This window comes from Paralcaligenes ginsengisoli (genome assembly GCF_054781135.1).
On the sequence record NZ_BAAGUZ010000028.1, the window covers coordinates 1 to 13,168 of the forward strand.

12 protein-coding genes are annotated in these 13,168 nt (G+C 57.5%); 2 read left to right on the top strand and 10 right to left on the bottom strand.

The annotated features are described in order from the left end of the window. Positions 1-213: 213 nt before the first annotated feature. The 5 genes from mmsB to ACYVIS_RS13200 all read right to left on the bottom strand — a co-directional run bounded on the left by mmsB (position 214) and on the right by ACYVIS_RS13200 (position 4,595). On the bottom strand, positions 214-1,098 hold the full coding sequence (gene mmsB, locus ACYVIS_RS13180) for a 3-hydroxyisobutyrate dehydrogenase (RefSeq protein ID WP_460874165.1): 885 nt from the start codon (positions 1,096-1,098) through the stop codon (positions 214-216). A 72-nt stretch (positions 1,099-1,170) separates the two neighbouring features. Next, positions 1,171-2,298, bottom strand: coding sequence for an enoyl-CoA hydratase/isomerase family protein (locus ACYVIS_RS13185; RefSeq protein ID WP_460874166.1), 1,128 nt, complete (start codon positions 2,296-2,298; stop codon positions 1,171-1,173). Beyond that, positions 2,295-3,449, bottom strand: coding sequence for an acyl-CoA dehydrogenase family protein (locus ACYVIS_RS13190; RefSeq protein WP_460874167.1), 1,155 nt, complete (start codon positions 3,447-3,449; stop codon positions 2,295-2,297). The genes ACYVIS_RS13185 and ACYVIS_RS13190 overlap by 4 nt, the downstream gene beginning before the upstream one ends. Positions 3,450-3,727: 278 nt before the next feature. Further along, positions 3,728-4,171, bottom strand: a complete 444-nt coding sequence (locus ACYVIS_RS13195) for an RnfH family protein (protein ID WP_460874168.1) — start codon at positions 4,169-4,171, stop codon at positions 3,728-3,730. After that, positions 4,164-4,595: a type II toxin-antitoxin system RatA family toxin gene (locus tag ACYVIS_RS13200; RefSeq protein ID WP_232743223.1), complete on the bottom strand. Its 432-nt coding sequence runs from the start codon at positions 4,593-4,595 to the stop codon at positions 4,164-4,166. Before ACYVIS_RS13200 ends, ACYVIS_RS13195 begins: the two co-directional genes overlap by 8 nt. Before the next feature lie 57 nt (positions 4,596-4,652). On the opposite strand from ACYVIS_RS13200, the gene smpB reads away from it, so the two are divergent. After that, positions 4,653-5,114 carry an SsrA-binding protein SmpB gene (gene smpB, locus ACYVIS_RS13205; protein WP_232743224.1) on the top strand — a complete coding sequence of 154 codons (462 nt, stop codon included), beginning with the start codon at positions 4,653-4,655 and terminating at the stop codon, positions 5,112-5,114. Between the two features lie 985 nt (positions 5,115-6,099). Here smpB and ACYVIS_RS13210 read toward each other — a convergent pair. The 5 genes from ACYVIS_RS13210 to ppsA all read right to left on the bottom strand — a co-directional run bounded on the left by ACYVIS_RS13210 (position 6,100) and on the right by ppsA (position 12,189). Beyond that, positions 6,100-7,032 (bottom strand): SPFH domain-containing protein, encoded by a 933-nt coding sequence (locus tag ACYVIS_RS13210; RefSeq protein WP_460874170.1) that lies wholly within the window; start codon positions 7,030-7,032, stop codon positions 6,100-6,102. Between the two features lie 44 nt (positions 7,033-7,076). Then, complete coding sequence (locus ACYVIS_RS13215) at positions 7,077-7,505, bottom strand: NfeD family protein (RefSeq protein WP_460874184.1); 429 nt, start codon at positions 7,503-7,505, stop codon at positions 7,077-7,079. 98 nt (positions 7,506-7,603) lie between these two features. Continuing rightward, entirely contained in the window at positions 7,604-8,278 is a 675-nt protein-coding gene (locus tag ACYVIS_RS13220) for a methylated-DNA--[protein]-cysteine S-methyltransferase (RefSeq protein ID WP_460874171.1), read from the bottom strand. Between the two features lie 24 nt (positions 8,279-8,302). After that, entirely contained in the window at positions 8,303-9,610 is a 1,308-nt protein-coding gene (locus ACYVIS_RS13225) for an NAD(P)/FAD-dependent oxidoreductase (protein WP_460874172.1), read from the bottom strand. Positions 9,611-9,798: 188 nt separating this feature from the next. Continuing rightward, the gene (gene ppsA, locus ACYVIS_RS13230; RefSeq protein WP_460874173.1) at positions 9,799-12,189 is read right to left on the bottom strand and encodes a phosphoenolpyruvate synthase; all 2,391 of its coding nucleotides are present in this window, start codon (positions 12,187-12,189) and stop codon (positions 9,799-9,801) included. Between the two features lie 142 nt (positions 12,190-12,331). On the opposite strand from ppsA, the gene ppsR reads away from it, so the two are divergent. Next, positions 12,332-13,165 carry a posphoenolpyruvate synthetase regulatory kinase/phosphorylase PpsR gene (ppsR, locus tag ACYVIS_RS13235; RefSeq protein WP_232743229.1) on the top strand — a complete coding sequence of 278 codons (834 nt, stop codon included), beginning with the start codon at positions 12,332-12,334 and terminating at the stop codon, positions 13,163-13,165. Positions 13,166-13,168: the final 3 nt, after the last annotated feature.

A 13,168-nucleotide genomic window follows, 5' to 3' on the forward strand; every position in this document is an offset into this window, starting at 1 on the left:
TGCCGGTTCGAGAAGGGGCGTCCATTCCATTGCACCCGGCGCTGGACTACCGCCGGACTGCACAGCACCGCCCACCCTGCGGCTTGCGTTGAGGTAATGCATAGAGAGATGCGTTGAAGCGTCGGGCGCTTAGTAAATCCAAAGTTTGGCACATCGTGGTGTGGTGGACGCGATAGAGGCTTGAGTGCGGGCACTAGTGCCCGCCCTGTTCCTTTATTTCTTGAACAGATTCAATATGCTGGAAAAGTCCAGCTTGCCGTTGCCCTGTGCGCTATGCAGGGAATACAGATTGCGCGCCAGTTCGCCCAAAGGCACCGATGCGCGGGCATGCAGCGCCGCTTCGGCGGCCAGCCCCAAATCCTTCAGCATCAAATCGACCCCAAAGCCGCCCGCATAGCCTTTGGAAGCGGGCGCATTTTCCATAACCCCGGGCCAGGGGTTATACAGTTCGGTAGCCCAGTTGCGGCCCGAACTTTTCGCGATGATGTCGGACAGCACCTTGGGGTCGAGACCGCTGGCCACACCCAAAGCCAGGGCTTCGGAAGTACCGGCCATCAGGATGCCCAACAGCATGTTGTTGCAGATCTTGGCCACCTGCCCTGCTCCGGCCGCGCCGGCATGGAAAATATTCTTGCCCATTTTCTCCAGATAAGGATTGGCCGCCACCAGCGCATCCGCATCGCCGCCCACAATAAAAGTCAGCGTACCGGCCACTGCACCTCCGGTACCGCCCGAAACCGGAGCATCGATCATGCGTATGCCACGTGCCTTGGCCGCCTCGGCGACCTTGCGTGCCGACTCGGCGGATATGGTGCTGCACTCGATCACCAGCGTGGACGTATCGATATGGGCAAGCAAATCGGTATCGCCCAGATACAAGCCCTCGACGTGCTGGCTGGCAGGCAGCATGGAAATAACCACCTCGGCTTTCTTGACTGCTTCTTTGGCCGTTCCCGCTGCACGGGCTCCGGCATCGGTCAGGGTTTTTATGGCGGCGGGCACCAGGTCGAACACGACCAGATCGTGCCCGGCCTTGACCAGATTCAGAGCCATCGGCCCACCCATATGGCCCAATCCGATAAATGCAATGCGACTCATTTTGTCTCCTTTGTTATGACGTGTATTCAATTTATCTGTTGCTGAAGTACCGAATGATAATCCTCGCGCCCGTTACGTTCCCAGGTCCGCCAGGGGATGGGCTTGCGAATCCGGCCAGGGTGAGGCAAAGAATCGCTGTACCCATTCATCAGTGGCCTGATCCAGGCTGGCCGGATTCCATTTGGGCTGTTTGTCTTTATCGATGAGCAAGGCGCGTATGCCTTCCTGGAAATCGCCTTCGACTCCGCAATGCAGCGACACGATATATTCCTGCCGGAACACGTCGGCCAGGGACATCAGGCGCACCCGGCTCAACAATGCAAAGCAAAGGCGAGCCGACCCTGGGGCGCCGGCCATGAACGTGCCGGCGGCGCGTTTAAGCCAGGCATCGTCGTTGCCGGCCAGGCTCGCTATATTGGCGCAGACTGCCGCAAAGTCCGGGCCGTCGCATAGCTCGTTGACTTGCGCATAATATTTTTGCAGCGGCCCTGTCGGCGACTCTGCCTGGATGGACTGCAGCACATGGCCCAGTTGCACGTCGTTGTCGACGCGGGATTCTGACCATGGTCGCACCTGGATTTGCGCCATGAAATCGGGCCATTTACCCGATCCCAGCGTGTGGTCGGCCAGGCCCAGCATGCGCAAATCGCTTGCGCCCAACTGCGCTCCGGTCAAGGCCAGGAACACGCCTATGCCGCGCGGCAAGCGGCTGAGCATCCACGTACCGCCTACATCGGGGAAAAGTCCAATGGTGATTTCCGGCATGGCAAAACGCGTGGTATCGCTGACCACCCTATGGCTGGCCCCCATCATCAGGCCTACGCCACCGCCCATGACAATGCCGCTGCCCCAACACAATACGGGCTTGGGATAGGTGTGGATTTGATAATCCAGGCGATACTCGACATCGAAAAACTGGCGCGCATAGGCGTTGTTCCAGGCCTGGCCGCTTTGATTGTCCTGCATGGATCGGTACAGGCCATGCAAATCGCCGCCGGCGCAAAAAGCCTTGTCGCCCGCTCCCTTCAAGATCACGAAGGCAATCGAAGCATCGCGCTCCCACTGATTTAGCTGTTCGGCCAGCAAGCGGCACATTTCCAATGACAAACCGTTCAGGGTTTGCGGGCTGTTCAGCGTGGCGACTCCGACGCGTTTGTGATTGGCGGTAGATAAAACCTCGAATTGCACGGGGGAATTCATCGGATGTCCGCTCCTTTTTCAAGTACTTGCCGGGCCACGATAACACGCATGATTTCGTTGGTGCCTTCAAGGATTTGATGTACACGGCTGTCGCGCACCAGACGCTCCAGCGGGTAATCTTTCAGATAACCATAGCCGCCATGAATTTGCTGGGCATCCAGGCAAACCTGGAACCCCAGGTCGGTCGCCAGCCGTTTGGCCATGGCGCAGTAGGTAGCGGCCTGGGGATCCTGCTTGTCGAGCTTGGCGGCGGCCAGGCGCACCATTTGGCGGGAAGCGACGATGTGGGTCAGCATGTCGGCCAATTTGAACTGCAGGGCCTGGAAGCTGGCCAGGGGCTGATCGAACTGACGGCGCTCCCCCATGTACCGGCGCGCGGCGTCGTAGGCGCCCTGGGCCGCACCGACCGAGCAGGTGGCGATATTGATGCGGCCGCCATCCAGCCCTTTCATGGCAAAGGTAAATCCCTGACCCTCGCTGCCCAGCAGGTTCTCGGCCGGGACTTCGACATTTTCAAAAGTGATGGAACGCGTCGATTGGCTATTCCAGCCCATTTTCTCTTCTTTGCGCCCGTAGGTAATACCCGGCAAATCCGCCGGTACGACAAAAGCCGAAATTCCTCTGGCGCCCGGCCCGCCCGTACGCGCCATCACCACCAGCACATCGGTGTCGCCGGCACCAGAAATAAAGGCCTTGGCACCATTGAGTACGTAGCTTTGGCCGCGTTTTTCGGCGCGTGTGGCAAGCGCAGCGGCATCCGAGCCTGCACCTGGTTCAGTCAGGCAGTACGACGCCAGCTTTTCGCCTGAGGCCAACAATGGCCCCCACGCATCGCGCACACTCGCGCTGGCCCATGACCCGATCATCCAGGTAGCCATATTGTGAATAGTGAGAAACGCGGTGGTCGACGGATCGTAGGCGGCCATTTCCTCGAAGACCAGTGTGGCATCCAGACGAGGCAAACCGAGTCCGCCTATGGATTCCGGAGCATAAATGGCGCAGAAACCCAAAGCGCCGGCCTGGGCAAAGGCCTCGCGCGGGAATATGCTCTCGGCATCCCACTTTGCGGCGTTGGGGGCCAGTTCACCGATCGCAAACTCTCGGGCGGCCTGAGCAAACGCCTGTTGCTCATCATTGAGGTGAAAATCCATGAATTGTCTCTCTTTTGAATGTCATCGCGAGCATAGCAAAGGCTTGCGCAGGATGCACAACGAAAACAGACGGGGCTGTCTTTCAGTTTTTTAATATAGCACTGGCAATGCTGCAAGCCTGGCCTCTGCTCAGACAACGATAACGTCTTACGCGATTTCTTTTTGTCATATGAGCGACAATCCACACTTGGAAAGACGCGTGGTGCGCGCATCTACTCTTTTGTGTCCGCCGAATTCTTGGGTTGACGGTTCATTGATGGCCTTTAGGGTGCGCGCATCTACTCTTTTGTGTCCGCCGAATTCGGCACCGTCAGGTGTTCCGTGCGCGCCTGAGCGGCAAGCTTGGCTTTACGCCGTTTTGGGCGATTTTTCGATTTGGTCATGAATGCCTTGCGGTGCAACGCGCGCCGCCGCCGCGACTCCAGGGGATCGAAGGTGAGTGCGCGATAAATTTCCAGACGGTCGCCGTCGGCCAGGCGACGTTCGGGAACGCAGATTTCCCCGTAAACGCCCATGGCCAGTACATCGGAGGAAAAATTGGGAAAGTGCCGGGCAAACCCGCTGAGTTCCAGCGCATGCGCTGCCGTGGTTCCGGCGGGCAGGCGCAAATCTTCCTGCCAGATCCGATGCGGCTCCGCATAAACGATCTGAATGCTGATTTGGCCGGAATCGGCGGGAACTGGAGCTGTTTCAAGCCCTTCCACGCCGCTTTTTTCAGTCATAGCGGGATTGAGCCCGATTCGTGAACGAGTCGATGAAGCTGGTGGCGATTCGATTGAACACTGGCCCCACTACCGCCTCGAGTGCCCGGCTGGAAAACGCATATTCCATGGTGTAGACCACCTTGCAGGCATCTTCGGCAAGCGCATTGAATTCCCACTTGCCCGTCAAGGCTGAAAAAGGCCCGTCGACCAGGTGAAATGTAATCAGGCGTGGGTAGTCGTGGTCATTGCGCGTGCTGAAGGTTTGTTTGATGCCGGCGAAACTGATGATGATGGACGCCCGCATGCCGTGCTCGTCGTGCTCGTGCACGCTCGCTCCCCCGCACCAGGGCATGAATTCGGGGTATTTTTCAACATCGGCGACCAGATCGAACATCTGTGCGCAGCTATACGGGACCAGGACGGAGCGTTGTACGGTGTGCATCGAATGTGGTTAATGGATAGAATGTCTTGATTTTACCTTCTATAGCAGCATTGATTCATGACCATTGTCGACAACCGCAAAGCAACGCACGATTATTTTATCGAAGACCGCTTCGAAGCTGGCCTCGTGCTTGAAGGCTGGGAAGTCAAAGCCATAAGGGCGGGCCATGTGCAAATCAAGGAAAGCTACGTCATTGTGCGTAATGCCGAACTGTGGATTGTTGGCATGCATATCAGCCCGCTGGCCACCGCCTCGACTCACATCAACCCCGAATCGACGCGCACACGCAAGCTTTTGCTCAAGGCGGAAGAAATCAGCAAGCTCATAGGCAAGGTCGAACAACGCGGCTACACCCTGGTACCTCTGAACCTGCATTATAAAAACAGCCGGGTCAAGCTGGATTTCGGCCTGGGCCGCGGCAAGAAACTGCACGACAAGCGCGACACCGCCCGCGAAAAGGATTGGCAGCGCGAGAAAGAACAAATCATGAAGCACGATACGCGCCGACGCGACGATTAGAACGTGCGCAAGCGCGATATCTCGTAGAGATTCTATTGCAAGGCAATGACGCGGCTTTAGTGCATTTTTGGTTCGAGCGTTTACCGCGCTGAATGCGTTTCAGTCGATTTTTTTTGAGCCGTTCGTTCAGGTTTGAGCACTTTGGACGGTATTTCTATAAAGACGCCGCAGGGTGGGCGGTGCTGTGTAGTCCGGCACGTCCAGCGGTCGGCTAGCTGCGCTAGCCGACTGCCCGGGTCTGCCTCGTCCAGGCGGGCGTCGGGCGAACTCGCCCGGCCTCGCGAGGCCGGGCTCAGACAGCGCCCGCCGACACCCCCCGCCTTCCCTTCGTCAGCACCCGGCGCTGGACTACCGCCGGCCTGCACAGCACCGCCCACCCTGCGGCTTGCGTTGAGGGAATGCATCGAGATATACATTGGGGAAGCCGCGTTTAGCCAATCACAGGCTACGTTGAGGCGGTGGGCGCTTTTAGTACATCCAGTCGTCAATCGAGGTTGATGTGGCGACGTGATGGAGGCATGAGTGCGGGCACGTTAACGGTTCTATGGGTGCAGGCCCATTAACGGTAGGCGCAAGCATGTAAATTCCGGACATCCCGTGATGCAATTCCAGGCATGCCATCACGTGAGCCGTCTATCGGGGCTTGGGGTCAGGACCGGCGTAAGGCGTGCGCCGGATGCTACCGTAGGGAAGGCGGGGGCCTTCGGCGGGCGCTGTCTGAGCCCAGCCTCGCGAGGCTGGGCGAGTTCGCCCGACGCCCGCCTGGACGAGGTAGATCCGGATCCAGCACGCCGTGCCGGTCCTGACCCCAAGCCCCGATAGACGGCGTCTTTATATACCAAACCGTAAATACCAATACCCATCCATCAAAGAATGCCGTAAACACTCGAACCAAAAATGCCCTATATATCGCTATGAGCGTCAATAGACAGTCGAGTCGAAGCGGGCCCTGGTACACCCGCTCTAATTCGCACTAACCATGCCGTCAAGAGGCTTTACTGGTGCTTTTAACCACCGCCATGGCGGTAGCGATCATGCCGCCCATATCGGATAGATTGGCAGGCAAAATCAGAGTATTGCCGGTTTTGGCAACATTGCCAAAAGCCTCGATATAGCGTTCGGCCACTTTCAAATTGACGGCTTCCATGCCACCCGGCTGGCGAACCGCCTCGGCCACCTGGGTAATGGCTTTGGCGGTTGCCTCGGCAACCGTCAGCACGGCGGTGGCCTCACCTTGCGCCTGATTGATTTGCGCCTGTTTCTCGCCTTCGGAGCGCGCTATGAAAGCCTCTCGCTCGCCGGTCGCAATATTGATTTGTTCCTGGCGCCGCCCCTCGGATGCGGCAATCAGCGCGCGTTTTTCACGTTCCGCCGTGATCTGCGCCTGCATGGCGCGCAAAATTTCATTGGGCGGAGTCAAATCCTTGATTTCGTAGCGCAACACCTTGACACCCCAGTTCAGCGCGGCTTCATCCAGCGAAGCGACAATAGTGCTGTTGATGATGTCGCGCTCTTCGAAGGTACGGTCGAGCTCCATCTTGCCGATCACCGACCGCAACGTGGTTTGCGACAACTGGGTAATCGCCGAAATATAGTTGGACGAGCCGTACGAGGCGCGCATGGGATCGGTTACCTGAAAGTACAACACGCCGTCTACCTGCAACTGAGTGTTGTCGCGGGTAATGCACACCTGGCTGGGCACATCGAGAGGGATTTCCTTCAGGGAATGCTTGTACGCCACGCGCTCGATAAAGGGAATTACGAACCCCGCCCCTGGCGACAAAACCCGATCGAACTTGCCCAGGCGCTCTATGACCCATGCATGCTGCTGGGGAACAATTGCAATCGCTTTGATGACCACGATAAACACTAGCAGCACAATCACGATCAGGACTATCGTAGAAATATCGATTTCCATATTTACCACCTTTTGAAAAAACGGCAGCCGCGCGCGCGGCATGCTTAATGTGTCGGAATCGACGGCTCGACAATCAGCGTAGACCCTTGAATTTCGACGATGCAATGGGGTCCGGACTGTTTTCCAGCCCCGGCCAGCAAACGAACTTGCCAATATGCGCCGCGATACCACACACGTGCGGTATTGTCGTCAGCCCACGATTGCACGTCGACGGTCTGGCCTATATCGAGATTGACGTTCTGATTGCGGGAGGCGTTGATTTCCGCCTTTTTGAGCACCCCGGTTTTACGCAATACCAGCAAACCGACTGTCGTGACAAGCGCGACCACAACGATCTGCCATGCCAGATCGGCCCCCAGCAAGGCAGCGAGACCGCCTGCGGCAAGCCCGAGTGCGAACAGCAACAAATAAAACGTGCCGGTCATGACCTCGCCTATGAGCGCGAGTGCCGCGAATCCAAACCAGAACCACATTGCTCCGCCCTCCAGCGTGATGACCACCTTGCTCAAACCGCAGCCCGCCAGGCCACGATTCAAGCACAGCCTTGATTGTACCTGTCTGTGACCCGTGTTTACCGCAAAGTGAAGCCTTCCAGCTCCAGCAAGGCATATTTGCGCTCCAGGCCGCCGGTATATCCCGTCAAGGTGCCGGTGCCGGACAAAACCCGGTGGCAGGGAATGATGATTGTGATGGGGTTGCGTCCTACAGCGGTTCCTACAGGCCGGCCATGCCGGGCGGACAGGCCTGCCGTACGCGCCACATCACCATATGCAACAGTCTGGCCGTAGGGGATCGTCAATAAAGCGTCCCATACCTTTTTCTGAAAGTCCGTACCCGATACCTCCAAGGGGACGCTGAACGTCTTGCGCCGCCCTGCAAAGTACTCATGCAATTCTGTTTGAGTTTGTTTGAACAAGGCCAAGGTTGCCATGGGTGTTTCTGTCTGCAGTAGTTGCCAGCCGCCCGATTCATCTGCTGTTGTATCGACCAATGCCTTGTCGGCTGAATAGCCGGACCCTAGGCCGAACAGATTGCCTGCCGCATTTTTATAGGCCTTGAATTTCCTGATTGCCAGGCCGTCCATCATTCCCGCCGAGGGCCCACCGACACTGGGCGAATGCGCCGGCACGCCATTAACCACAGGGCAATCGGCCTGGCCTGTAAAATACAGTCCGCTGAGCAGTTGCCCTTCGGAGCAAAGCAGAATCGGCCCTAGCGGCGACGCTATTTGTGCGTGAAATGTCATGTTTCCCCCGCTCTACCTGATTGACTAGTGAAGCTTCACTCTTGGCGCCCCGCGTTTGAGGAACAGCCGCCCTATCGCCAGAAAACCTGTACGCACGATCCCCAGGAAGGCCAGGTGATGCATCAAGTGCAGGCTCATGTACATGAGCCGTGCAAAAACGCCTTCTACAAACAGCCCCTTGCCTGTGAGCACACCCATCAGGCTGCCGACACCGCGGCTGCGTCCAATCGAGACCAGGGAGCCATAATCCTTGTAGCGAAACTCGCCGGACTCGGACGGAGCCCCCTGGATCCGACTCGCCAGGATCGGGCGCAGAAAAGCGGCCTGCTGGTGGGCAACCTGGGCACGCGCGGGAAGAAAAGCCCCTTCATCGCCCCAGGAAGCCTGGGCGCAGTCTCCAATTGCAAACACGGATGGATCGCTGGTGCAAAGGCGCTTGTCGACAATCACCTGGTTGATGCGATTGCAGGCCAAACCCAACTGGGCAAGAAAGGCCGGCGCTTTTATACCTGCCGCCCATACGCATAAATCGGCGGGATAGCATTCGCCCTGGCTGTCATGCAGGGAATGGGCGTCAACCGATGCAATGCGCACAGAGGTTTTTATGGCTACGCCGCGCGCTTGCAGCAGTTGCTGTGCCGCTGTGGACATTTTTTCGGGCAAGGCTGACAAGATACGTGGAGCGCCTTCCAGCAAGGTGATCTGGACATCTTTTGCCGGGTCGAGATTTTCAAGGCCGTAAAACGCCACGTCCGCGCAAGCCTGCGTCAGCTCGGCCGCAAGCTCCACTCCGGTGGCGCCCGCCCCCACAATGGCAATGTTCAGCACATGGCCGGGATTTTCCGCCTTGCTGCGATCCGCCCTGGCCAAGGCATGCAGCAACTTGAGCCGGAATCTTTCCGCCTGGTCGGTAGAGTCGAGCGCCTGGGCAAATTCGCTCGCTCCCGGAGTTTCAAAAAAATTGGATTTGCTACCTACGGCCAGAACTAAAGCGTCATAGCTTAGATTTCGGGCAGGAAACACCTCTTCTTGCTGCTCGCCCAGAACAGGCATCAGGCTGACGATTTTCGCCTCGCAATCGATACGCGCCATCTCACCCAGAATGAATGTAAAGCCGCAGTCCTTGGCAAGCATGAAGTACGACAAGCCTTCACGATGTATATCGAGTGTGCCGGCAGCCACCTCGTGAAGCGAGGGCTTCCAGATATGATAGGCCGCCCGATCGATCAGCACGATGTGTCCGGGACCGAACCGGCCACCCAGTTTCGCCGCGAGCTCAAGGCCGCCGGCGCCACCGCCAACAATAACGACTTTGTAAGGATTAACCGTCATGCGCTGCATCCTGTATGTATTTCAATAGAGAAAACCAATGCCGCCAAGCCAACACACTCGGGCAATCACCACGCAGCTGCGGCCCACAAATAATAAACCCCCGCATAAAACGAGGGTTTGCGGCCGGTGCAAGAGCAGGCTGGCCTGTCTTGCACTGGCCCCGACGGGCTTATAACACGCAACCGCGTTCAGGCCGCCGCGCTTTGAACTGCCTCATGCTCGGCCAGACGCTTCCAGGTATCCACCACTGTATCGGGGTTGAGCGACATGGAGAGGATCCCCTCGTCGCGCAGCCATTGAGCCAGATCGGGATGGTCGCTGGGGCCTTGGCCGCAAATCCCCACGTACTTGCCGGCGCTCAGGCATGCCTTGACGGCACGACTCAGCATGAACTTGACCGCGGCGTCGCGCTCATCGAAATCGGCCGCCAGCAGTTCCATGCCCGAATCGCGATCCAGACCCAGTGTCAGTTGAGTCATGTCATTGGAACCTATCGAGAAACCATCGAAATAGCGCAGGAATTCATCGGCCAGAATCGCATTCGAAGGCACTTCGCACATCATGATCAGGCGCAGGCCGTTTTCGCCGCGAGCCAGGCCATGCCTGGACAACAGGTCGACCACCTTGGCCGCCTGCGGCAATGTCCGTACGAACGGCACCATGATTTCGACGTTGGTCAGGCCCATTTCGTCGCGGACTTTCTTGAGGGCCTCGCATTCCATGCGAAAGCACCCTTCGAACTCGGCGGAAATGTAACGCGACGCGCCGCGAAAGCCCAGCATGGGGTTTTCTTCTTCCGGCTCGTAGCGGGAACCCCCGACCAGCTTGCGGTATTCATTGGACTTGAAATCCGACAAGCGCACGATAACGGGTTTGGGGTAGAACGCGGCAGCAATGGTGGCAATGCCTTCAGCGAGTTTTTCCACAAAAAATGCGCGCGGGCTGGCGTAGCCGCGTGCCGCGGATTCGACCGCCTTTTTAAGTTCGGCATCGACATTGGGGTAATCGAGCACCGCCTTGGGATGCACATTGATATTGTTGTTGATGATGAATTCGAGCCGCGCCAGCCCCACACCGTGATTGGGGATCTGGGAGAAATCGAAAGCCAGTTGAGGATTGCCGACATTCATCATGACCTTCAGGCCGATATCGGGCATTTCCCCCCACTGGACCTCTTCGATCTCGGTTTCGATCAGGCCATCGTAAATACGGCCTTCGTCGCCTTCGGCGCAGGAAACAGTGACTTCCTTGCCGTTGTCCAGCACCGAAGTGGCATTGGCGCATCCGACGACCGCGGGGATTCCGAGTTCACGAGCAATAATTGCAGCATGGCAAGTGCGGCCTCCGCGATTCGTGACGATTGCCGAGGCCATTTTCATGACCGGCTCCCAGTTCGGATCAGTCATGTCGGTAACCAGCACATCGCCGGGCCGGACTTGATCCATTTCGGAGATGTCGGCCACGATCCTGACTTTGCCCGACCCGATTTTCTGACCGATTGCCCGGCCCGTGATCAGGACGTCGCCAGTGGCCTTGAGGCGATAGCGTTCTTGAACATCGTGCTGGTTTTGCTGCGATTTGACCGTTTCGGGCCGCGCCTGCAAGATATAGATCTTGCCGTCGATGCCATCGCGGCCCCATTCGATGTCCATGGGGCGCTGGTAGTGTTTTTCGATGATGACCGCGTAGCGCGCAAGCTCGATGATTTCGTCGTCGCTCAGCGAATAGCGATTGCGCTCCGAAACCGGCACATCGACCGTGCGCACGGCCACGCCTGCCGTCCGTGCAGGGTCGAATTCCATTTTGATGAGCTTGGAGCCGATGCGCCGCCCAATGATCGGGTAATGGCCCGAAGCCAAGGTGGGCTTGAATACATAGAACTCGTCGGGATTGACGGCCCCTTGCACCACCGTTTCACCCAGGCCGTAAGACGAAGTGATGAACACGACATCATCGAAACCCGATTCGGTGTCCAGCGTGAACATGACGCCCGCGCTGCCGCGATCGGAGCGAACCATGCGCTGGATGCCCGCCGACAAGGCTACATCGGCGTGGGCATAGCCTTTATGCACGCGATAGGAAATGGCGCGATCGTTATACAGCGACGCAAAGACATGGCGAATTTTATCGATGACATCGTCGATGCCCACCACATTCAGGAAAGTTTCCTGCTGGCCGGCGAACGAGGCATCCGGCAAATCTTCGGCCGTGGCTGAGGAACGAACCGCGAAAGAGCCTTTGCCGTCCGCGTCGAGTTCGGCGAACGCACCGCGTATCGCCTGCTCGAACGCCGCAGGAAAAGGCGTATCGATAATCCATTGGCGGATTTCAGAGCCCGCGGCAGCCAGGGCACGCACATCTTCGGAATCAAGCGTCGACAGGCGCTCTGCAATGCGCTGGTCGAGTTCAGTCGATTTCAAGAAATCGCGGAAGGCGTCGGCGGTAGTCGCAAATCCGCCCGGGACCCTTACCCCAGCTTCTGCCAATTGGCTGATCATCTCGCCTAGCGATGCGTTTTTACCTCCTACCGAGTCGACGTCCGTCATGCGGAGCTGCTCGAAAGATACTACATAAGACATAAAGTCACCTTTGAACTATAGAAGAAAGCTTGTTTGCTTAACGCACGACCCACGCACTAACCAAACCAGCCTTGCCTAGGATAAAGGCGACTGTTAATCTTCGATTGTACCGTTTCCGATCCCCTCTGCACTATTAATTCTCATGACCGACCCCCTCATCGAACGCACCGTATTTATTGTTTCCGACAGTACAGGCATCACCGCCGAAACATTTAGTCACTCAGTGCTTTCGCAATTCGAGCAGGTCAACTTCCAGCAGATCCGCATTCCATTTATCGATAGCCCCGAAAAAGCCGCGGAGGCCGCCCATCGGATCAATCGCTGCGCCCAGGAGCAAAACCAGCCGCCCCTGGTATTCAGCACACTGGTCGACCCTGAAATCGCACTGGCAATCCGTCAGTCCAACTGCACGTTTCTGGACCTTTTCGGCACTTTCGTCCAGCATATCGAAACCGCCCTGGGCATGAAGTCGAGCCATTCGGTCGGTCGGTCGCATATGGGCGGGCTGTCCAAGCAATACAACAACCGGATCGAAGCCATCAATTTCAGCCTGGCTCATGACGACGGCCAATTCATTCACGGGCTGAAACAGTCCGATGTCATCCTGATTGGCGTTTCGCGCTGCGGAAAAACCCCGACCAGTCTTTACCTCGCCATGCAATATGCCATCAAGGCCGCCAATTTCCCCCTCATCCCCGAAGATTTCGATCGCGGTTCGCTGCCGGCCACTTTGGCGCCCTACAAGCAAAAACTGTTCGGCCTGTCCATCCAGCCCGGACGCCTGGCCGAAGTGCGCAACGAGCGGCGCCCAAACAGCGTGTATGCCTCCTTGAAGCAATGCCGCCACGAAGTCGCGGCAGCCGAGCGATTGATGCGCATGGAAAGCATACCGTGGCTGTCAACCACAACCAAATCGATTGAAGAGATCTCGACCAAAGTGCTGGAAGAAGTGGGCTTGAACCGCCGCGCCTATTAAGCC

Excerpts from the sequence above, each read along its gene's own strand:
- ACYVIS_RS13185 (WP_460874166.1), bottom strand. The coding sequence starts at position 2,298 with ATGAATTCCCCCGTGCAATTCGAGGTTTTATCTACCGCCAATCACAAA.
- ACYVIS_RS13195 (WP_460874168.1), bottom strand. The coding sequence starts at position 4,171 with ATGACTGAAAAAAGCGGCGTGGAAGGGCTTGAAACAGCTCCAGTTCCC.
- smpB (WP_232743224.1), top strand. The coding sequence starts at position 4,653 with ATGACCATTGTCGACAACCGCAAAGCAACGCACGATTATTTTATCGAA.
- mmsB (WP_460874165.1), bottom strand. The coding sequence starts at position 1,098 with ATGAGTCGCATTGCATTTATCGGATTGGGCCATATGGGTGGGCCGATG.
- ppsA (WP_460874173.1), bottom strand. The coding sequence starts at position 12,189 with ATGTCTTATGTAGTATCTTTCGAGCAGCTCCGCATGACGGACGTCGAC.
- ACYVIS_RS13200 (WP_232743223.1), bottom strand. The coding sequence starts at position 4,595 with ATGCACACCGTACAACGCTCCGTCCTGGTCCCGTATAGCTGCGCACAG.
- ACYVIS_RS13190 (WP_460874167.1), bottom strand. The coding sequence starts at position 3,449 with ATGGATTTTCACCTCAATGATGAGCAACAGGCGTTTGCTCAGGCCGCC.
- ACYVIS_RS13225 (WP_460874172.1), bottom strand. The coding sequence starts at position 9,610 with ATGACGGTTAATCCTTACAAAGTCGTTATTGTTGGCGGTGGCGCCGGC.
- ppsR (WP_232743229.1), top strand. The coding sequence starts at position 12,332 with ATGACCGACCCCCTCATCGAACGCACCGTATTTATTGTTTCCGACAGT.
- ACYVIS_RS13210 (WP_460874170.1), bottom strand. The coding sequence starts at position 7,032 with ATGGAAATCGATATTTCTACGATAGTCCTGATCGTGATTGTGCTGCTA.
- ACYVIS_RS13220 (WP_460874171.1), bottom strand. The coding sequence starts at position 8,278 with ATGACATTTCACGCACAAATAGCGTCGCCGCTAGGGCCGATTCTGCTT.
- ACYVIS_RS13215 (WP_460874184.1), bottom strand. The coding sequence starts at position 7,505 with ATGTGGTTCTGGTTTGGATTCGCGGCACTCGCGCTCATAGGCGAGGTC.